Origin of the sequence: Pseudokordiimonas caeni (genome assembly GCF_026719705.1) — a bacterium.
Classification (GTDB): domain Bacteria; phylum Pseudomonadota; class Alphaproteobacteria; order Sphingomonadales; family Kordiimonadaceae; genus Gimibacter; species Gimibacter caeni.
On sequence record NZ_JAPPRR010000001.1, the window covers coordinates 777,334 to 797,627 of the forward strand.

Annotated in this window: 20 protein-coding genes and 1 riboswitch; of the genes, 11 read left to right on the forward strand and 9 right to left on the reverse strand. The window is 61.3% G+C overall.

Annotated features, from left to right (window positions below):
* Positions 1–22 precede the first annotated feature (22 nt).
* Complete coding sequence (locus tag OU694_RS03480; RefSeq protein ID WP_308909594.1) at positions 23–913, reverse strand: flagellar motor protein MotB; 891 nt, start codon at positions 911–913, stop codon at positions 23–25.
* Positions 914–1,038: 125 nt separating this feature from the next.
* Positions 1,039–3,480 (reverse strand): penicillin acylase family protein, encoded by a 2,442-nt coding sequence (locus tag OU694_RS03485; RefSeq protein ID WP_308909595.1) that lies wholly within the window; start codon positions 3,478–3,480, stop codon positions 1,039–1,041.
* A 182-nt stretch (positions 3,481–3,662) separates the two neighbouring features.
* On the opposite strand from OU694_RS03485, the gene OU694_RS03490 reads away from it, so the two are divergent.
* The 7 genes from OU694_RS03490 (at position 3,663) to thiC (ending at position 9,482) form a co-directional block, all read left to right on the forward strand.
* Positions 3,663–4,199, forward strand: a complete 537-nt coding sequence (locus OU694_RS03490) for a dihydrofolate reductase family protein (RefSeq protein ID WP_308909596.1) — start codon at positions 3,663–3,665, stop codon at positions 4,197–4,199.
* Positions 4,196–4,759 carry a TetR/AcrR family transcriptional regulator gene (locus OU694_RS03495; RefSeq protein WP_308909597.1) on the forward strand — a complete coding sequence of 188 codons (564 nt, stop codon included), beginning with the start codon at positions 4,196–4,198 and terminating at the stop codon, positions 4,757–4,759. Before OU694_RS03490 ends, OU694_RS03495 begins: the two co-directional genes overlap by 4 nt.
* A 95-nt stretch (positions 4,760–4,854) precedes the next feature.
* On the forward strand, positions 4,855–5,028 hold the full coding sequence (locus OU694_RS03500) for a hypothetical protein (RefSeq protein ID WP_308909598.1): 174 nt from the start codon (positions 4,855–4,857) through the stop codon (positions 5,026–5,028).
* A gap of 132 nt (positions 5,029–5,160) precedes the next feature.
* Positions 5,161–6,042: an NAD(P)-dependent oxidoreductase gene (locus OU694_RS03505; protein WP_308909599.1), complete on the forward strand. Its 882-nt coding sequence runs from the start codon at positions 5,161–5,163 to the stop codon at positions 6,040–6,042.
* Between the two features lie 181 nt (positions 6,043–6,223).
* Positions 6,224–6,835: a 30S ribosomal protein S4 gene (rpsD, locus tag OU694_RS03510; protein WP_289505614.1), complete on the forward strand. Its 612-nt coding sequence runs from the start codon at positions 6,224–6,226 to the stop codon at positions 6,833–6,835.
* A 139-nt stretch (positions 6,836–6,974) separates the two neighbouring features.
* On the forward strand, positions 6,975–7,460 hold the full coding sequence (locus tag OU694_RS03515) for a GNAT family N-acetyltransferase (RefSeq protein ID WP_308909600.1): 486 nt from the start codon (positions 6,975–6,977) through the stop codon (positions 7,458–7,460).
* 63 nt (positions 7,461–7,523) lie between these two features.
* Positions 7,524–7,660, forward strand: a riboswitch (TPP riboswitch).
* Positions 7,656–9,482 carry a phosphomethylpyrimidine synthase ThiC gene (gene thiC / locus OU694_RS03520; protein WP_308909601.1) on the forward strand — a complete coding sequence of 609 codons (1,827 nt, stop codon included), beginning with the start codon at positions 7,656–7,658 and terminating at the stop codon, positions 9,480–9,482. It overlaps the preceding riboswitch by 5 nt.
* 125 nt (positions 9,483–9,607) lie before the next feature.
* Here the strand turns inward: thiC and OU694_RS03525 are convergent, their stop codons facing one another.
* Positions 9,608–10,531 carry a C1 family peptidase gene (locus OU694_RS03525; protein WP_308909602.1) on the reverse strand — a complete coding sequence of 308 codons (924 nt, stop codon included), beginning with the start codon at positions 10,529–10,531 and terminating at the stop codon, positions 9,608–9,610.
* A 198-nt stretch (positions 10,532–10,729) separates the two neighbouring features.
* Between OU694_RS03525 and OU694_RS03530 the strand changes: the two genes are divergently transcribed.
* The 3 genes from OU694_RS03530 to OU694_RS03540 all read left to right on the forward strand — a co-directional run bounded on the left by OU694_RS03530 (position 10,730) and on the right by OU694_RS03540 (position 13,433).
* Positions 10,730–11,950: an Aq_097 family APC-type transporter gene (locus OU694_RS03530; protein ID WP_308909603.1), complete on the forward strand. Its 1,221-nt coding sequence runs from the start codon at positions 10,730–10,732 to the stop codon at positions 11,948–11,950.
* A 66-nt stretch (positions 11,951–12,016) separates the two neighbouring features.
* Positions 12,017–12,547 carry a TlpA disulfide reductase family protein gene (locus OU694_RS03535; RefSeq protein WP_308909604.1) on the forward strand — a complete coding sequence of 177 codons (531 nt, stop codon included), beginning with the start codon at positions 12,017–12,019 and terminating at the stop codon, positions 12,545–12,547.
* Between the two features lie 124 nt (positions 12,548–12,671).
* On the forward strand, positions 12,672–13,433 hold the full coding sequence (locus tag OU694_RS03540; RefSeq protein WP_308909605.1) for a class I SAM-dependent methyltransferase: 762 nt from the start codon (positions 12,672–12,674) through the stop codon (positions 13,431–13,433).
* A gap of 77 nt (positions 13,434–13,510) precedes the next feature.
* Here the strand turns inward: OU694_RS03540 and OU694_RS03545 are convergent, their stop codons facing one another.
* The 3 genes from OU694_RS03545 to OU694_RS03555 all read right to left on the reverse strand — a co-directional run bounded on the left by OU694_RS03545 (position 13,511) and on the right by OU694_RS03555 (position 14,802).
* A complete protein-coding gene (locus OU694_RS03545) occupies positions 13,511–14,008 on the reverse strand; it encodes a GNAT family N-acetyltransferase (RefSeq protein WP_308909606.1) in 498 nt (165 codons plus the stop codon).
* Positions 14,009–14,116: 108 nt separating this feature from the next.
* Positions 14,117–14,446: a Grx4 family monothiol glutaredoxin gene (grxD, locus tag OU694_RS03550; protein ID WP_308909607.1), complete on the reverse strand. Its 330-nt coding sequence runs from the start codon at positions 14,444–14,446 to the stop codon at positions 14,117–14,119.
* A gap of 122 nt (positions 14,447–14,568) precedes the next feature.
* Positions 14,569–14,802 carry a BolA/IbaG family iron-sulfur metabolism protein gene (locus OU694_RS03555; RefSeq protein WP_289505623.1) on the reverse strand — a complete coding sequence of 78 codons (234 nt, stop codon included), beginning with the start codon at positions 14,800–14,802 and terminating at the stop codon, positions 14,569–14,571.
* A gap of 116 nt (positions 14,803–14,918) precedes the next feature.
* Between OU694_RS03555 and OU694_RS03560 the strand changes: the two genes are divergently transcribed.
* A complete protein-coding gene (locus OU694_RS03560; RefSeq protein WP_308909608.1) occupies positions 14,919–15,764 on the forward strand; it encodes an alpha/beta hydrolase family protein in 846 nt (281 codons plus the stop codon).
* 703 nt (positions 15,765–16,467) lie between these two features.
* Here the strand turns inward: OU694_RS03560 and OU694_RS03565 are convergent.
* The 3 genes from OU694_RS03565 to purL all read right to left on the reverse strand — a co-directional run bounded on the left by OU694_RS03565 (position 16,468) and on the right by purL (position 20,290).
* Positions 16,468–17,004, reverse strand: a complete 537-nt coding sequence (locus OU694_RS03565) for a hypothetical protein (protein WP_308909609.1) — start codon at positions 17,002–17,004, stop codon at positions 16,468–16,470.
* 212 nt (positions 17,005–17,216) lie between these two features.
* Complete coding sequence (locus OU694_RS03570) at positions 17,217–17,996, reverse strand: hypothetical protein (RefSeq protein ID WP_308909610.1); 780 nt, start codon at positions 17,994–17,996, stop codon at positions 17,217–17,219.
* A gap of 98 nt (positions 17,997–18,094) precedes the next feature.
* Positions 18,095–20,290: a phosphoribosylformylglycinamidine synthase subunit PurL gene (gene purL / locus OU694_RS03575; protein ID WP_308909611.1), complete on the reverse strand. Its 2,196-nt coding sequence runs from the start codon at positions 20,288–20,290 to the stop codon at positions 18,095–18,097.
* Positions 20,291–20,294: the final 4 nt, after the last annotated feature.

Genomic DNA, 20,294 nt, shown 5'->3' on the forward strand with positions numbered 1-20,294 from the left:
AATCGTCTGTGTCGGTTGCCGCTCAATTACCGGCTGAAGGCGGCACAACGGGTGCTTCGCGCAGCACCAGAACAGTGATGCGGCGATTTTCCGACTTGAAAGGATTGTCAGGGAAGATCGGGTCTGTGGAGGCCTTGCCGATCACCTCGGCGATACGGTCGTTCGTCACGCCGGTCTCATCAAGCACGCGGCGTGCGGCGTTGGCGCGGTCGGCGCTCAGTTCCCAGTTGGTCATGCCGTTCGGGCCCGAAAAGGCACCGCCGTCGGTGTGGCCCTCGATGGTAAGTCGGTTGGGCAGGGTGGCCACGGATTCGCCCACCGCTGCAATCATAGCCTTGGCATAGCCGTAAAGATCATCGGTGCCGCTTTTGAACATGGCGCGGCGGTCCTTGTCGACGAGCTGGATCTTCATGCCTTCGTCGGTGATTTCCATGATCACCTGATCGGACATTTCGGAAAGCTGCGGCGATTGCTGGATGGCAAGGCGGAGCTGTTCCTGCAGATCCTCGAACGCCAGATCTTCCTGATCCTTGATCCGCTCGGCCAGTTCATCGAGCTTGCTGTCGCCCTTGCCGCCTTTTTCCTTGCCTTCGGAAGGACCGGTCTGCGGTTTGCCGGGGTCGCTGATGATGACAAGCGGCGAGGGGTTCATGCCCTCGGCATCCTCGCTTGGCGGATTGATTGAATCCGAGCCCGTCTTGCCGATCACAGCGGCGGAGGTTGGCGAGAAATAGTCGGCAAGGCCGGCCAGCGTCTCGGGTGGGGCCACATTGAGGAGCCACAGCAGCATGAAGAAAGCCATCATCGCGGTCACGAAGTCGGCATAGGCAACCTTCCACGCGCCGCCGTGGGCACCGCCGCCGTCAACCTTCTTCACCTTCTTGATGATTGGCTTCTTGTCGTCGTCCGCCAAGCCTGTCGCTCCTGCCCTTGCCTCAGGGTTTGCGGGTTCCTGTGGCGAAAAAGGCGCCACCCTGATGGCAGCGCCTTTCCATGTTGGCCAAGAACGGCCTCGATTTCAACGATTTACTGCGGGGCTCATTCCGCCGGCTTCAGCGTCAGCACATCCGCACCCGCCGGGATCACATCCTTTGTCGGGATCGTGAAGGACCGGGTCTCCCGCCACAGGTCGAAAAGGTCGCCATAATGCGGCGAAAGCGGGTTGCCGGACTGGCCAGTCGGCTGCACGAAGCGGCTGTTGTCGAGATCGGCAAGATCGAAAATACCCCGGTAGCTGGCGCCGAAGTCGGAACCGTGCGTGCCTTTGTCACTGCCATTGCCGGCCACATTGACCGTATATTGGCTGCCGCCCTGTTCGGCGGACAGCGCGAAGAAACCGGCCAGCTGCGGCACGTTGCTCAGGGGACGATGGGTCTGCTCCAGCCGGTGGGCATTGCCCCAGCGCCATGCTTTCATGTCCGCGCCGTGCTCGGCCTTGAGGTCGGCGACAGCTTGCGCCAGCGCATTGGTGGCGAGGTCGGCGCAGGTTTCTGCCACGTCTTCCGTCTTCACATTGTCACACCAGGCAAGCGATGCGGCTTCACCGAGAGCTGGCAGGGCGTAATAGGCATCGTCCTTGGGGTCGGCGCCCGCCGCAACGGCCGTCCAGTAAAGCGAGCTTTTAAGAAGCCCCGGCTTCTGGCGGCTATAATTATCGGCAATGTCACCGAGTTCATCGGCGATCAGCATGGGCTGATAGTGCAGGAGGAAGGTCTCGAAAAGGAGGGCGGCGGCGGAATCGACCGTCATGGCGCCGTCCCAGTCAGCCAGCAGCTTCTTCGCCGGCGTATCGTCCTTGAGGCTCGCGATCAGCCACGGCTGGATGTCGCGGGCAAGATCCGAGACAATATCGCTGTGGATGGCCGCGAACGTATCCACATCGTGCGGTGCCTTCTCAGTGAGCAGATGACGGATGCGGTTGCCGCGATAGGGCAGTGACCAGTCCCGCGTGATGAAATGGGGATAGTCGTTGTCGACAATCTTCTCGTTGGCTGTGGCGATGACACCGCTATCGGGATTATAGCGGGTCGGCAGCTCGCCGTAGGGGATGAAGCCGCTCCAGTCATAGGTGTCCACCCAGCCGGGCGAGGGCAAGCGGCCGTTGATGCCGTTGCCGCCATTGCGGATGGGCACAAGCGCCGGGGCATAGTATCCGATGTTTCCGTCCACATCGGCATAGATCATATTCTGCTCCGGCCCCGCATAATCGAGCCCGGCGGCCTTGAAGTCCTCGAAGTTTTTCGCTTCGCCAAGGTTCATCATGGCGACAACGGCGCGGTCCTCGTCCATCAGGGCCGTCCATTGTAGGGCAACCACATAGCCGTCTTTCAGAATGGCCTCGGCGTCCTTCGATACATCCGAAAGGACGGGGCCATGGCGGGTTTCGCGCACGGTGAGTGCCACGTCCTCGCCGCCTTTCACCTTGATCACCTCGGGGCGGATCTTGAATTCGGCCACACCTTCCGGCGTCAGATAGCCTTTGCCGTCTTCCGTCAGTTTTTCGATGAAAAGATCCTGAATGTCGGGGTCCGTGTTCGTGAAGCCCCAGGCGATACGGTCGTTGCGGCCAAGCACGATCGACGGCGAGCCCGGGAAGCTGACGCCCACAAGGTTGCTGTCCGTCGTGTTGTCATGCAAGCGTACCAGATACCAGATCGACGGCGTGGTGAGGCCGAGGTGCGGGTCGTTCGCCAGCATCGGCTTGCCCGATTTGGTCATCTCGCCCGAAACCACCCAGTTGTTGGAGCCGAGCGCGATCTGCGGCTCGGGGCCGACGACGGCGGCAAGTTCGGTGAGGCCCGATTGGCCGTAAATGGCGGCGAGATCGGGGAAGGCCGGTTCACTGTCGCCGGGGTAGGAAGGATAAAGCGTGGCCAACTGGTCGGGCGTGAGTTTCGAAAGCGCACGGGCGCGGGCGATCTCGTACCGCATGTTGCCCGACAGATCGAGCCACATCAGCTTCATCCAGACGAGCGTGTCCGAAGGCGTCCAGGGTTCGGGCTCCACGCCCGTCAGCAGGAATTCGGGCGGCAGGGCACCGCTGCGGGTGGTGAGGAAAGCGTTTACGCCGGCGGCATAGGCCTGAAGGGCTGTCTTGGCGTCGTCCGGCAGGCGTTCGTAAGCGGTTTCGGATTTCACGGCAAAGCCGAGCGTGCGCATATATTTGTCGATACCGAGACCATCAGGGCCGACCGCTTCCGACAGGCGGCCACGTCCGATGCGGCGGTTCATGTCCATCTGCCACAGGCGGTCCTGCGCATGCACGAAGCCAAGCCCGAAGGCGAGGTCGTTGCGGCCGCTGGCGCTGATGTGCGGCACGCCGTGCGCGTCGCGGGCGATGGTGATTTCGCCCGTGAGGCCGGCAAGGCTGATTTCGCCTTCGGTTTGCGGCAGGCTCGACCGCAGCCAGCCGTAGCCGACGGCCAGTACGGCAACAAGAAGCGCCCCGATCACCAGAACGAGTTTACCGACAAAACGCATATCCCCAGTCTCCCTGAACCTTCATGGACGGCCGCTCCCCACGGTGCGCCCTTTCATGGATCGCATCATTGGCATTTTTAGACCGGTTCGTCCAGCATGTGTGAAGGAGGTTCGGGCTTCGACTTGATCCCGACGTTCCGCCGGGCTATATATTTATACGTTGTATAAATATTGGATAAGATATGATCACTGGCCACGTCTTTATAGCAACCAGCCTCGACGGCTTCATCGCGCGCGAAGACGGAGACATCGCGTGGCTTCTGGAACGCGACGATCCCGCCGAGGACCATGGCTACGATGCCTTCATCCAAGGGATCGATATCATCCTCATGGGGCGTGGCAGCTTCGAAAAAATGCAAGCGGTGCGCCCGTGGCCCTACATCCGTCCGGTCATCGTCCTGTCGTCATCCCTGACGCAAGATGACTTGCCGGAGGATCTGGCTGCAAAGGTCCGGTTGAGCGACGCTTCGCCGGAGGAGGTGATGCGAATGCTTCAATCGGAGGGACACCGAAGGGTCTATGTGGACGGCGGTCTTGTCATCCAGTCGTTCCTGCGTGCAGGGCTGATTGCCGACATGGTGATCACGCGCGCGCCGGTGCTGCTTGGCGAGGGGCGCAGCTTGTTCGGAAGCATTGCCGCAGACATCCCGCTGCTACACGAGGAAACGAAAAGCTTTCCTTCCGGGCTCGTCCAGTCGCGCTACCGGATCGTGGCATGAACCGGCCCCGTGGACGACCGCCTCGGGCGGCCGCGCCTGTTTCGCGTGACGAGATGTTGACGGTTGCCTTGGATCTTCTGGATAGAACGGGCGCCGACGCCTTCACCATGCGGGCGTTGGCGGAGCGCCTCCACATCAATCCGATGACGATTCACTATCACTTCGGAGGGCGAGACGGCTTGATCGGCGCCATGTCGGAACGGGCCTATGCCCGTGTTTCGGCGCCGAACAGGGGCACGCCGACCGAGCGGATCTTCGGGCTATTGCAAGCCTACTATGCGCAGGTGCTGGCGCACCCTGGCCTGACAATGCTTATCTTCAGTCGCCCCGCTGTATTTCCCGAGCAAGCAAGGCGAATAACCGCGGAGATATCGGCCCTTCTCGAAGAAGCTGGCCTTTCGGCTCACAAAGTACGGTTGTGGCTCGAAATACTCGTGGACTTCACCCACGGAGCCGCACTGGCTACGGCCATGGGAAGTCGGGCGTCGACCGATAACCGGGCCGCGGCTTCCGGGTATGACGCATCATTGAAAGAGCTCCTGTCCCGCCTTGGGGAGTGACATTCCGAAAATTTTAGCTGTTCCTTAAGGCCTTCGTCACTGCTTGGCCGTAAGCTCGGCTCACCCTGAAGAAATCGGGTTGTATGGAGGATCTGATGAGTAATGCAGTACAGCAAGCCGCCGTTGCGGCAATCAGCAACAATGTGAAACTGTCTGTCGCACAGGACATGGCGGAAAACACGAAGAAGATCCAGGCTCAGGCCGCGCAGGCCAGCAGTCCCTCGCCGGTCATAGAAGGTGCCGGCACGCAGGTGGACATGAAAGTCTGACTGTTGACTGATGGAAAGCCCGCCGCCGCCCGGCGGGTTTTCTTTTTCCCGTCGCAAGAATTTTCTGTTTCGCCCCCGCCCGCCTGCCTTCTATAACTCGGCACCGACATGTAATTCCGACAGGGGAAAACGATGGCAAAAGTCGCATTTCTGGGCCTTGGTGTGATGGGGTATCCGATGGCGGGCCATCTGGCGCGCGCGGGCCATGATGTCACCGTCTATAACCGCACCGGCGAGAAGGCCGAACGCTGGCTGGAAGCTTACGAGGATGCCTCTGGCGAGCTGTTCGCGGCGCCCACGCCTGCGGGTGCGGCAGCCGATGCCGATATCGTTTTCGCCTGTGTGGGCGCCGACAAGGATGTCGAGGAGGTCTGCACTGGCCCCGAGGGCGCTTTTGACGCCATGAAGAAGGGTGCCGTGTTCGTGGATCACACCACGGCATCGGCCGATCTCGCCCGTCGCATGGCGGCAGAGGCCGAAAAACGCGGCCTTGGTTTCATCGATGCGCCGGTTTCGGGCGGGCAGGCGGGCGCTGAAAACGGTGTCCTCACCATCATGTGCGGCGGCGACGCGGCGGCCTATGCGAAGGCCGAGCCCGTGATGGCCGCCTATGCCCGCATGTGCCGCCTTCTGGGTGCGAGCGGCGCCGGGCAGCTTGCCAAGATGGTCAATCAGGTGTGCATCGCCGGCATCGTGCAGGGGCTTTCGGAAGCGCTGCACCTTGCCATGTCCGCGGGGCTCGACGCCAAGGCGGTGGTGGACGTGATTTCCAAAGGGGCAGCGCAAAGCTGGCAGATGGAAAACCGCGCCCCCACCATGATCGACGGCAAGTTCGACTTCGGCTTCGCGGTCGACTGGATGCGCAAGGACCTCGGCATCGTACTCGAGGAAGCGAAGCGCCTTGGCATCAGCCTGCCTGTCACCGCACTTGTCGACCAGTTCTACGGCGACGTGCAGGCGATGGGCGGCAAACGGCAGGATACATCCAGCCTCATCCGGCGGTTCCGGGGCTGAAAAGTGCAGAAGTCAGCGCTTTTCCGTTGACTCTCACCCCCAAACCCACTATCTCCCGCCCGTTAACGAATGGTCAGGGCAATGGTGTCCCTGTCCGCACGGACAATATACGTGTCAGCAAACCGGCTGTTTTCGGGGCTTTCACACCGTCCGTGGCGCAATAATTTAAGGAGCGATTCGCATGTCGAAACGTATTCAAGCGAAATATAAAATTGACCGCCGCATGGGCGAAAACATCTGGGGCCGCGCCAAGTCCCCGGTTAACGCTCGCGAATATGGTCCGGGCCAGCATGGCCAGCGCCGCAAAGGCAAGCTTTCGGACTTCGGCATTCAGCTGCGCGCCAAGCAGAAGCTGAAAGGCTATTACGGCAACATCACCGAGAAGCAGTTCCGTCGTTATTACGACGAAGCTTCGCGCCGCAAGGGCGACACCGGTGAGAACCTCGTTGGCATTCTCGAATCGCGTCTCGACGCCGTCGTGTACCGCGCCAAGTTCGTGCCGACCGTCTTCACCGCCCGTCAGTTCGTCAGCCACGGCCACGTTCTCGTGAACGGCCGTCGTTGCAACGTGCCGTCGGCCATGATCAAGCCGGGTGACGTTGTCGAGATCCGTCAGCGCAGCCGCGAGATCCAGCCGGTTGTCCAGGCGACCCAGAGCGCCGAGCGTGAAGTACCGGAATATGTGGCTGTAGAAGGCCACAAGGCAACCTTCGTTCGCGTTCCGACGCTTGATGAAGTGCCGTACCCGGTCATCATGGAACCGAACCTCGTGGTCGAATTCTACTCGCGTTAATTCGCGGGCGACCGAGCAGGCTTCAAAGGGCCGCGCCGCAAGGCGCGGCCCTTTTGTTTGTTCTCGCTCACTTAACCCGTTGATTGCGGCCCGAAAGATTGCAATGAATGGGGCAGTCAGGAAGGCAAAGGGGCAGCGCGTGACCTTGAACGAATTGCATGTCAGGCCGGTGAAGGATTCGGATGCGGACGGGCTTATCAAGCTTGTCGAGGGCTGTTTCCGCGAATATCCGGACTGCCACATCGATCTGGATGACCTTGATACCGACCTTCTTGCCTGGGAAACCTACCTGCGCGCCAAGGACGGCGAGGGATTCGTTGTGGAAGAACAGGGCAGGGTCGTGGCGAGTGTCGGATACGTGCCGCTCGGGCCCGAGGTGTTCGAAATCCGCCGCCTGTATGTCGATGCGGCCCTGCGCGGCAGCGGCATCGCACAGGCGCTTATCCAGCTTGTGGAGAACCGCATCAAAACCCGTGGCGGGGTGACCGCCGAATGCTGGTCCGACACGCGGTTTGAACGCGCCCACCGCTTTTACGAGCGCGAAGGATATGCCCGACAGCCCGAAACGCGAGACCTGAATGATATTTCGAACACCACGGAATATCAGTTCCGCAAGACGTTATAAGACCCACCCGCCTTTCGCCCTTGTTTGTCCTTGAACGGACGGCTATAGCGGCGCACATTACTGACCTTGTCCGAGGGGAGCCCGCCACGCACCTGTGGCCGATGGGCTGAGAGTTTCCGTGCCGTAATGAGGCGGTCCGGGGAGACCCTTAGAACCTGATCTGGGTGAAACCAGCGTAGGGAACGGAGCACACAAATGCCTGATACCGCCAAGACCGATTTCAATGTAACCACCGGCCCCATCGAGGGCTCGCGCAAGATCTATGTGAAAAGCCTGAGGGACGAGAGCGTCCGCGTCGGCATGCGCGAAATCGCGCTGCACCCGTCGGCGAACGAGGAACCCGTCACGGTTTACGATACCTCGGGCCCCTACACGGACGAGACCGCGAAGATCGATATCTATGAAGGCCTGCCTGCCTTCCGCCGTGACTGGATCATGGCGCGCGGTGACGTGGAGGAATATGACGGTCGCGAAGTGAAGCCGGAAGACAATGGCAATGTGGAGGCCCAGTATCTGGCCCCCGAATTCCCGGTGAAGCGCCGCCCGCTCAAGGCCAAGGCCGGTGCCAATGTCAGCCAGATGCATTATGCCAAGAAGGGCATCATCACGCCCGAGATGGAATATGTGGCCGTGCGCGAAAACCTCGGCCGCCAGCGCTGCGCCGAAGCCCTGAAGCGCTCGGGCGACCCGATGGGCGCCGTGATCCCGGATTATATCACCGCCGAGTTCGTGCGCGACGAGATCGCCGCCGGCCGCGCCATCATCCCCAACAATATCAACCACCCGGAATCGGAGCCGATGATCATCGGCCGGAACTTCCTCGTTAAGATCAACGCCAACATCGGCAACTCGGCCGTCTCAAGCTCGATCGCCGAGGAAGTAGACAAGATGGTGTGGGCGACCCGTTGGGGTGGCGATACGGTGATGGATCTTTCCACCGGCCGCAACATCCACAATACCCGCGAATGGATCCTCCGCAATTCGCCCGTGCCGATTGGCACCGTGCCGATCTATCAGGCGCTCGAAAAGGTGAACGGCATCGCCGAAGACCTGACGTGGGAAGTCTTTCGCGACACGCTCATTGAACAGGCCGAGCAGGGCGTGGACTATTTCACCATCCATGCCGGTGTGCGCCTGCCGTTCGTGCCGATGACCGCCAAGCGCGTGACCGGCATCGTATCGCGCGGTGGCTCGATCATGGCCAAATGGTGCCTTGCCCACCACAAGGAAAGCTTCCTGTACGAGCGGTTCGAGGAAATCTGCGAAATCATGAAGGCCTATGACGTGGCCTTCAGCCTTGGTGACGGCCTGCGTCCGGGCAGCATTGCCGACGCCAACGACGAAGCCCAGTTCGCGGAACTGCGCACACTCGGGGAGCTCACCAAGATCGCCTGGAAGCATGACGTGCAGGTGATGATCGAAGGCCCCGGCCACGTGCCGATGCACAAGATCAAGGAAAACATGGACGAGCAGCTGAAGCATTGCCACGAGGCACCCTTCTACACGCTCGGGCCGCTCACCACCGATATCGCACCCGGCTATGACCATATCACCTCGGCGATTGGCGCCGCGATGATCGGCTGGTTCGGCACCGCAATGCTTTGCTATGTGACGCCGAAGGAACACCTTGGCCTGCCGAACCGCGATGACGTGAAGGTGGGTGTGGTGACCTACAAGCTCGCCGCCCACGCCGCTGACCTCGCCAAGGGCCACCCGGCAGCTCAAGCGCGCGACGATGCGCTTTCGCGCGCCCGGTTCGAGTTCCGCTGGCAGGACCAGTTCAACCTGTCGCTGGACCCCGAAACGGCCCGCGATTTCCACGACCAGACCCTGCCGAAGGAAGCCCACAAGGTGGCCCATTTCTGCAGCATGTGCGGCCCCAAATTCTGCTCGATGAAAATCACGCAGGACGTACGCGACTATGCCGCCACGCTCGAGGCCGAAAAGGGCATGGCAGAGAAATCGGAAGAGTTCAAATCGCTCGGCTCCGAGATTTATCTCGAAAAGGGTGCGGCTGAGTAAACCGTCGCCGTCATGCCGGGCTCGACCCGGCATCCAGTGGTGCTTGCATCAGCCATGGACATTGGACCCAAGTCCGGGGTGACGGAAAGGGATGAAGAAGGCGGCCTTGGGGCCGCCTTCTCCTTTCACAACCCGAACTTCCCTGTATCCACATGGTCAGCTGAAATCAGTGTCCACCAGTCGACGGCGAGGCCCTTGAGGATATAGTCATAGGGCAGCCAGCCATAGCCCGCCTCACCCCAGCCGGGGCCCCAGCTGTTGCGTATCATGACGGCGCCAATGCTTTCGGGGCCACCTGTCACGGGGTTTTTCACGCGCTTTTCGTCGTCATAGCCAATGGCCACCACGGCGTGGCCGCCGGTGGCGCGTTCGCCGTCTGCTGGCAGGGGGATTTCGCCGGGGCGGGCCGGGGTGCGGATCGAGCTATAGACCGTGAAGCCGAACATCGAGGGCAGCTTCATCGCCAGCAACTGACGCACGCGGGCGAGCAGCAGGTCGGTCGGTATATTGGGCGGATCCAGCCGGAAGTAGCGGATCGCCTTGTAGTTTTCGGCGAAGGCATAGCAGAAGGCCGGGGGCTCCTCGTCATATTTCGTTTCCTGATAGGGCCAGTATTTGCTGGGCGGCACGCCAAACAGGCTCATCGCCCCCATGGTGGCACGCAGGTACGCCCCGCGGTCGCCCTGCCAGCCCAGAAGATTACGGGTTACCTTGTAAAGAAACAGCCGCGAGGCATCGATATGCTGGCCAAAGGCGCGGCGCTGGAAATATTCCAGAAGCCCGACGCCCGCGTTCGCGGTGCAGGAGCCAAGCTTGCCCTGGCTCTCGACCGGACTGCAATCGGCGGAAAGATCGATCTTCTTCGGCAGGATCGGCATGTCCGACGGGTCGGCCTCCGGGTCCGTCACGAAATGCAGCTTCTTCATCAGGGGGGCGATCTTTTCGTGATCGGGGGAATAGTCGCGAAAGTCCGGCAGGTCGCGCAGCCAGCCGGTGGCAAGCTCGCCGGCTTCGTTCGTCGGGGCTGCGCCGGTTGTGAAATCGGGCATCGGGTGGCCTCCACAAAAGCTATCGCCGCGCCGGGGTCGCCGGGCGCGGGCAGGGTGGGAAACGCACGCTGAACTGAACCGGCATATCCTGCACTTTTTTCGCCAAAAAGTCGAGTGAACTGCACCTGCGATGAAGAGCCGCACTTGCCGCACCAGCGCATTCGCGGCATGGTGGGTGGCAGGGTCCAGACGTGGACGATGGCTGAGATGATTGAAAATTCTGTCCTTTTTCTGATCACGATGGGGGCGTTCAGCCTTTTGATGTGGCGCCGCGTGCGCGGCAACAGCTTGTGGCGTGCAACGGTCACGCCGCTCGCGTCCATCATCGGCAGCGGCTTCCTGATTGTGGCGCCGCTCCTGTCGGACCTGTCCGGCAAATGGGCGCCGTTCGCGATGGCGGGGATTGTTGCTCTCGCCTGGGGGCTTGGGTCTGTTGTCCGCTTCAATATCCGGCATGCCGAGCCCGTGCTGGCGGCCGGTAACGAGACAAGGGCGCTACGCTGGGCGGAGGATGCCTCGCGGATGGCGCTTGCGCTTGCCTATATTGTGTCCGTCACCTTCTATTTGCGCCTGATGGCATCGTTCGTCATGGACGCAGCTGACGTGCACAGCGTCTTCCTTGGCAACATGCTGGCGACGCTTGTGCTCGCCTTCATCGGGGTTGCTGGATTCCTGCGGGGGCTTGGCGGGCTTGAGGCGCTTGAGGAGACGGCGGTTTCCGTGAAGCTCGCGATTATCGTCGCCCTGCTTGCGGGGCTCTCATGGCATGACGCCACGGGCGGCTATGTGCTTGACGGGGTCGTGCCCGGCGACATGCCATTCGCCGAGCGCCTGCGGATGCTCGCCGGAATGCTTCTGGTCGTGCAGGGGTTCGAGACTTCCCGCTATCTGGGGCACGCCTATGATGCCGATGTGCGGGTGAAATCAATGAAGCTCGCCCAGCTTCTGTCAGCTGCGATCTATATCCTGTTCGTGGCGCTTTTGCTGCCGCTTCTATCGTCGCTTTCCGGCGAGAAACCGGATGAAACGGCCATAATCGGCCTGTCGCAGCAGGTGGCGAGTCTGTTGCCTTCTCTTCTGGTTGTGGCTGCGGTGATGAGCCAGTTCAGCGCTGCCGTGGCCGACACGGCGGGGGCGGGCGGCCTCGGGGAAGAGCAGTCCGGCGGTCGGCTGCCGGCCCAAAAGGGCTATCTGCTGGTCGCGGGTGCGGGCATCGTGATCGTCTGGAGCGCCGATGTGTTCGAGATCGTCGCCGTCGCCTCGCGCGCCTTTGCGGCCTATTACGGCCTGCAGGCGCTGGTGGCGCTGCTGACCATCGGGGATGCGAAGGTTGAAGCCGGCCGGGGGCTTCGCCTGATATTCACCTTGCTAGGCTTCCTGATGTTGCTCATCGCCCTTTTTGCCCTACCGGTGGGGTAGGGAAAAATCCCTTTTCTTTCAAGGCAGCTTCGTACAATCCTGAGGGGTATTCATTCGGGGGATTTCATGCGCATTCTTTTTTCGGTGCTCTTCGCACTCGTCTGGCTTGCTGGCGCGCCGGCCTCGGCGAAAAAGCCATTGGAGGTGGGGGATGTGCCGCCAGACATGGTCGGCTACGATCAGGACGGCAACGAGCTGCTTCTCAGCAACTACAAGGGTCAGGTGGTGATTGTCACCTTCTGGGCCACATGGTGCCCGCCCTGCCTGCAGGAGCTGCCTGTTCTCGAAGGGATGCAGCGACAGGTGCCGGAAGGGCAACTGAAGGTCATCGCCGTGAATTTCAAGCAGCGCCGCCAGACCTATGCGCGGGCGGTGAAATATATGGAAGATTATGAGCTGACGTTTTCCTATGACAAGGGGGACAAGGCGGTCCGTGCCTATGGTGTGAAATCGCTGCCGCACATGTTCATGATCACCAAGGAAGGCCGTATCGGCCGGATTCATCTGGGCTACGGCGAAGGCCTGATCCCGAAACTGGTGGACGAGGTGAATGAACTGCTGCGGTGGAAGCCCATCGAGATGCCGCAAACGGAATAGACACCCCTCTGCTCGTCGCGTTTCGCGCGCGTCTCACCGCATGGTGAATTGTCATTAACCATATATGGCGCGACGATTGCGGCCTTGCACCCGGTGGGTGACATAACAAGCGAGGGGATTATCAATGACGAAAAACTGGATGCGCGGTGCCGTGCTCGGCGCTATGGTCGCGACCTTTGCCATGCCGGCACTGGCCGACCATCACAAGGCGGTGGAAGCTGCGCTTATGGCGCCGGACCGCCCGGCCGCCGACAAGGAACGCGACGGTGACCGCAAGCCGGGCGAGGTGCTCGCCTTTGCCGGAATCAAGCCGGGCATGACCGTGATCGATGTGAATTCGGGTGGCGGCTATTATACCGAAATCCTGTCCCGCCTTGTGGGGCCGCAGGGCAAGGTGATCGCCCATAACGACCAGGTCTATTATCCCTATGTGGAGAAAGACCTGCCGGCGCGCGGCTATGGCAGCCGGCTAGCCAACGTCACCGAAGTGCATGGCACGGCCGAGCCGCTGGATCAGCCGGCGGAAAGCGCCGATGCCGCCATCATCGTGCTCGCCTATCATGACTATTTCTTCCACACCAAGGACCGCCCGAACGACGCCGATATCGGCGCGGTGCTGGCCTCGATCCGCTCGGCGCTGAAGCCCGGTGGCAGTTTCATCATTGTCGACCATGTGGCGCCCGCAGGCTCCGGCCATGAGGCGGGCGACAAGCTGCACCGGATCGACCCGATGCTGGTACGCGCCGACGTGGAAGCAGCAGGCTTCACCTTCGACGGGGAAACCGACGTACTGAGGAACCCGGCTGACAATCATACCGACAGCCCCTTCAAGGAAGGCCTGCGCGGCAAGACGGACCGGTTCGTCTACAAGTTCGTGAAGAAGTGAAAATCATCACACCGTCATGCCGGGCTTGATCCGGCATCCAGAACTGGACCCCGGGTCATGGCCCGGGGTGACGTTTTTTAAAGAGCCAGCGACATGTGCCGGGCATGGCCGGCATAGGTGGCAAGCTTGGCGGCAAGTGCGGGGCTTTCGTCGATTGTGAAGCCGAAGCGGCCCCAGAAGGGCACGGTATCGTTCACGGCCACGAGCGTCATGCGCTCGAAACCGAGCGATCTGGCGTGATCGATAATGGCTTTCACCCCGGCACTGGCCGCCCCGCTGCCGCGCGCGGTCGCCAGAAGCGCCACGTCATGGATATGATAGCAGTCGGCATCTGCCGGGATCGCTTCCAGCATCATATCAAGCGCGGGTGGCTGGCCGTAGATCCACGGATGGGTGAGGGCGTAGCCCGCTGGCTTGCCGTCCAGCTCAAGGAGCAGGCAGCCGCCGGGATGCAGGCGCTGGCGTTCCGCGAACACGGCGGGGTCTTCCGGGTGATCTTCATGGATCACATCAGCCATGGCCTCCACGAGCGCCACGTCTTCTGCCGTCATTTCCCGCCAATGCATGCTGGTCATGTCTCAGTTCCCAAGGGGCAAGATGCCGGACACAGGAATCCCCGCCCGCCCGTGCCCGTTCATGCGCATCGGTGACGGCTCCTTTTGGGGAAGCGGGGAGGGAAAGCCTTAGGCGGCGACGCCTTTTTCCGTGAGGAGCGATTGCAGCTCGCCCGTCTGGAACATTTCCTTCACGATGTCGCAGCCGCCAACAAATTCGCCCTTCACATAAAGCTGGGGAATGGTCGGCCAGTCGGAATAGGCCTTGATGCCTTCGCGCAGTTCCATGTCTTCAAGGACATTGTAGGACTGGTATTTGACATCGAGGTGATTGAGAACCTGCGACACAACGGACGAGAAGCCGCACTGCGGGAAGACCGGCGTGCCCTTCATGAACAGGACAACATCGTCCTTGGTCACATAGTCGCGGATACGCTCGAAAATCGGCTGGTCGGTCATTTTGGTCTTCCTTCAACAGGTCACATCGGGCAGGCGTTTTCCCGCACATGGCAGGAAATAAGCCTTTTTGGCGCATATTCCAAGGGGCAGGCGCCAAATCTCGTCAAAAAGTGATTGGCCGCTCAGTCCGGCACCGAGGTTTGCAGGGCAAGCGCGTGCAGTTCGTTCCCCATGCGGCCCTTCAGGCTCTGGTACACCATCTGGTGCTGCTGCACCCGCGACTTGCCCCGGAAACCTTCATAGATCACATGCGCCGCATAATGATCGCCGTCGCCGCGCAGATCATCGATTTGCACCTTGGCGCCGGGCAGCGCTTCCTGGATGAATTCGGTGATGGCTTCTGCTGTCATGGCCATGGCTTTGTCCCCTCTCGGCAAGGCACCCCGCGATGGGGGCGCTTTTCTTCAAACATATCTCTTTATATGGTGGCAGGCGGGGCCAATGCAATCGGCCTTCAAGGGGGGAGATGACGATGGCGGGAAGCTGGACGGAAACAGTGGCGGCCGGCGGCAATATCGTGCCGCTTTTCCATGTAGCGGCAGAAGGGGAGCGGCGCGGCGGCATCCTGATGCTGCCAGCGCTTGGCGTGGAAGCCGCCTTTTATGAGCGTTTCGCCAAGGGGCTCGCCAAGGCGGGCTTCGAGGTCGCGGTGATGGAAATGCGCGGCAATGGCCGCAGCAACCGCCGGCCGGGCAGGGGAGAGGCTTTCGGCTACCGCGAGTATGTGACCGAAGACATGGCCGCCGCCAGCCGCTGGCTGCGCGCGAAACTGGCGCCGGGGCAGAAGCTGATCGCGCTTGGCCATTCGCTCGGTGCCCATATGGCGGTGGCGGCCACGGCCATCGCGCCGGACCTGCATGACGGCATCGTCACCATCGCGGCGGGCACGCCGTGGCATGGCGCCTTCAAGGGCAAGGTTGCGAAACAGGTGAAATTCCTGTGCCGCATCATGCCGCTGTTGCATCTGGTGTACGGCTATTTCCCGGGCGACAAGCTCGGTTTCGCGGGGCGCGAATATCGCGGCATCATGGCAGACTGGAGGCATCTGGCCGCGCGCAACGAGTTTCGCATCAAGGGCGAGGCGGAAGCGCTGGAGCCGCGTCTTGCCGCATGGCCCGGCCGTGTGCTCGCCATCACCCTCGCCGACGACAAGCTTGCCCCGGCCTCCGCCGCCAAGGGGCTCATAGGCAAGCTGACGGCTGCTGAAGTCGATCACCGCATCCTGTCGGCGGACGACACCGCCACCCGCGCCGACCATTTCAAATGGGCGCGGGACGTGGGCAACCTGCCGCAGATCGTCGCGGAATGGGTGGGGTGACTAAACGGGCAATGCCATAAATTCCCCGGTGGGTATCTCATTTTGCATTGCGCGGCAAATTTGATGGAGAGATAAAAGTGCTTGATTCTAATGGAATATTTCAAAGGATGTTCACGCCTGTGGATGGAGGATACCATTATTATCCTTCGAAAAAGGAAGGCGCTAAGTTCGTAACGGCCGAAGAGTACAATCAGCTTATCAAAGACTGGGAAAGGATGGTGGGCCGCAGTGGTGTTGGCAGAGTTGCTATAGTTGTCGTTCTTATTGTTGTGGTTTGGACATTGATCTCAAGGGCAACAGTTCTGCCAGAATGGTCGGACACGGTCTTTATTTGGACATGTGTGGGTTCGGTGGCAGCGTGGTATCTCCATGCTGCTCTGGCGCCACGACGGTTGGTCCGGGATAGACCAGTTGTGACACCGCCTAGACCTGCTTCTGTGGCAGGTCAACAAGTAAGGGAGTCCGTCAGTTGGCCCTCAGTCTTGTTTCTGTTGTGCTTCAGTAGCGCGGTCTTTGCGGGCTCCCTACTGTCACCAAAAGTAACAATCACCGATTGGGTCTGGCTCGTTGGCTCCGGTGCTATGTCCGCGAGTTGTATTTGGATCTCTATCCAGAAACTCAGAGACAAGAGATAGTCGGGCAGGCCGAAATTCCTTTTGGAAACAACAATCCAGTGATCGCCCTACTTAGATATTTATCCCCTCTAGTGAATAGTCACACCCGTATTGTCCGCGAGCACGGCGATGGTGAGCGAGCGGGTCTCATGGTCGGTGGGCGGGTTCAGGCGGTAGCCGCTGCCTGAAAGGTGATCCACGAACAGGATCAGGGCATGTTCGGCCAGTGCCATGCCGTCGCCCTTGAACCAGTGGCCAAGGATCGTGCGGCCGCGTTCTACCTGGGCATTCTGATAGGCGCCGGCAGCGGCGACGATGCGGCGTTCGTCCATTGTCATCTGCTGGCAGGCGCAGCATTTCACATTCACCCTGCGGGCGGAGCGCCGGGCGACGAGGCCCATGAACTGATCCCAGTGGCGCGAAGCCATCGGGCCGCCCGCCACGCAAAAGGCGCGGTGCCAGGCATCGATATGACGGGCAAGCCGGGCGCTGCCGGCCTCGGCCGTCAGCGCCCCCACCCATTGCCGCGTCACGTGCAACACAAACCTTTCCGCGGCTCCGGAGGGGAGGGTAGAGCGGGTGGAAACCTGCGGCAGGCTTGTGTTGGATACGGAACGTTCGGGCATGGTGTCAGCTCCCTTGCTGTCGTTGCTCATGCAGTGTAATTGCGAATCATTCGCAATATCAAGATGTTTTTTTGAACTTGATGCCATGGTCTTCGAGACAGCCCGTCGCAAAGGCACCGGGCTTCCTCAGACCGAACGGTGATCGGGAATTGCCGTTCGTCCTGAGGAGCGCCCAGGCGCGTCTCGAAGGGCGCAGCGAGGGCTTTGAAGGATCAGGCTTTACCCGTGCGGAACCGGTACAGGAGCGCGTCGCGCGCTGCGGGATCGGCTGGCACTTCGCCTGCGGCATGCAGGGCCTGCCAGCGGGCGAGGGCTTCCGTACTCATGCGGGCATTGGCGCGCTCGGGCGTCAGGGCTTCGGTAATCGCCGGGCTCACCGGCAGGCCAAGGAATCGGGCGAGGCCTTCGCCCCCTGTTTCCATAAGCGCGCCAAGCCCGATTGCTGCAACATGCTGCACGCCGGCGGCAGCCAGTTTTGCGGCAATCTTTTCGGGGTCGGGCAGGGGCTTCGGGTAAGGCGCCAGAAAATCGGCAAGGTTGCCCTGATAGCCCCGGATGGCCCGGAACATATGGACGGATTCCCACCATGCGTCTGCCGGGCGGGTCACCAGCCGCACCTCGATCCGCCGACGGGCCTTCGCCTGCAGCATGGCAAGCGACGCACTGAACCGGTCCAGATCGGGATAGAAGCTTGTGGCCAGCGTGCCGGGCATGGTGCCGATCAGATTTTCATAGCTGACGACCACGCCGCGTTCCTCGCGGTCGATCGCGCGCACCAGCCGGGCAAGGCGGACTTTATCAAGAAGCGGTGCGGCAGGCCGGTGCAGGCGGCGCAGGTGCGCCCATGTCCGGTCGGTCATCAGCGCGTCGCGCAGCATCACCCGCCAGCCAGCCGCCTCAAGCGGCGCGCGTGCCTTCGCCAGCGCCTTCTGGATGCTGGTGGAGCCGCAGCGGTGAAGGCCGATATGCAGGATGACAGGTGTGTCGCTCATGGCGGCATTTAGGGGGAGCGTCGGCTTTTTGTCTAGCAGGCATAAAGAAAGGGGCGCCAAATGTTTGGCACCCCTTCCGCTTTCAAGCCGGGTGAGGCTTAAAGTTCGTTTTTCATGAAGGCCGGGAACCAGCCTTCGTGCGCCGCGGTGAGCGCGGCGAGCGGCAGGTCAAGCGCGCCGCCGTTGACCGTGATGCTGTCGCCGCCGGTGGTGCCGAGAACGGCAACGGCGAGGCCGGCATCGCGGGCTTCCTGACGGATCGTCTCGGCCTCGTCGGGCTCGGCGGCGATCAGGTAGCGCGACTGGCTTTCGCTGAACAGGTGCACATGCAGCGGCAGGCTGTCATCAAGCGTGATGGTGGCGCCCGTCTTGCCCGAGATTGCCATATCGGCGAGGGCAGCGATCAGGCCACCGTCCGACAGGTCATGCACGGTCGTCAGCTGGCCGTTCTCAATAAGCGCACGGACGAAATCGCCGTTGCGGCGCTCGACGGCGAGATCGACAACCGGCGGCAGGCCTTCGTCTTTTTTCAGGATTTCACGCTGGTAAAGCGACGCGCCAAGCTCGTTCTTGGTTTCGCCAAACAGCATGATCACCTGGCCGTCGCCCTTGAAGGGCACGGTTGCCATATGCTTCGACTGCTTGAGGATACCCACACCGCCGATGGCTGGTGTGGGCAGGATGCCCTTGCCGTTCGTCTCGTTATAAAGCGAGACGTTGCCCGAAACGATGGGGTAATCGAGCGCGACGCAAGCTTCTGCCATGCCTTCAAGGCAGCCGACGATCTGGCCCATGATCTCGGGCCGTTCGGGATTGCCGAAGTTGAGGCAGTTGGTGATGGCAAGCGGCAGGCCGCCGGTCGCCGTGATGTTCCGCCACGTTTCAGCCACCGCCTGTTTGCCGCCTTCAACCGGATCGGCATAGCAGTAGCGCGGGGTTACGTCCGTGCTGATCGCGAGCGCCTTTTCGGTGCCATGCACACGCACGACAGCAGCGTCGCCACCGGGGCGCTGGATGGTGTCTCCCATGACCATATGATCATACTGCGACCAGATCCAGCGACGCGAGCAGAGGTTCGGGCCGCCGATCAGGTCCATGACCGCCTTTTTCAGGTCTTTGGGCGCTTCCACGTCCACAGCCTTGCGCTTCGGCGTTGCCGTGTGCGGACGGTCATATTCCGGCGCGTCGTCCACAAGGGTATTGAGCGGGATATCGCCCACTGTTTCGCCCTTGAATTTCAGCGTCAGGTTGCCCGTATCGGTGATGTGGCCGATCACGGCGAAATCAAGTTCCCACTTCTCGAAGATGGCTTTCGCCATTTCCTCGCGGCCGGGTTTGAGGACCATGAGCATGCGCTCCTGGCTTTCCGACAGCATCATCTCGTAGGGGAGCATGTTTTCTTCGCGCTGGGGCACGTTATCGAGGATCAGCTCGAAACCCACACCGCCTTTTGACGCCATCTCGACGGAAGACGAGGTAAGGCCTGCTGCCCCCATGTCCTGAATGGCGACGATCGCGTCCGTTGCCATCAGCTCGAGGCAGGCTTCGATGAGGAGCTTTTCGGTGAAGGGGTCACCCACCTGCACGGTCGGGCGTTTCTCTTCACTGTCATCCGTGAATTCGGCCGACGCCATGGTGGCGCCGTGGATGCCGTCGCGGCCGGTTTTGGAGCCGACATACACAACGGGGTTACCCACACCTGCAGCCGCCGAATAGAAGATCTTCTCGGCGTCGGCGAGGCCGACCGTCATGGCGTTCACAAGGATGTTGCCATTGTAGGACGGGTCGAAGTTCGTCTCGCCGCCCACGGTCGGCACACCCACGCAGTTGCCGTAGCCGCCGATACCTGAAACGACGCCGGCCACAAGGTGGCGGGTCTTCGGATGATCAGGCTCGCCAAAGCGCAGCGCGTTCATGTTAGCCACGGGGCGTGCGCCCATGGTGAACACATCGCGCAGGATGCCGCCCACGCCCGTCGCCGCGCCCTGATAGGGCTCGATGAAGGACGGGTGGTTATGGCTTTCCATCTTGAAGATGGCTGCCTGCCCGTCACCGATATCGATGACGCCGGCATTCTCGCCGGGGCCGCAGATAACCCACGGGGCTTTCGTCGGCAGCTTCTTCAGGTGGATTTTCGAGGATTTGTAGGAGCAATGCTCGGACCACATCACGGAATAGATGCCCAGTTCCGTAAGGTTCGGCTCGCGGCCGAGGCCTTTGAGGATCAGGTCATATTCCTTCGGCGTCAGGCCGTGATCGCGGACGATTTCGGGGGTGATCTTGGTGTCGGTCATCTCT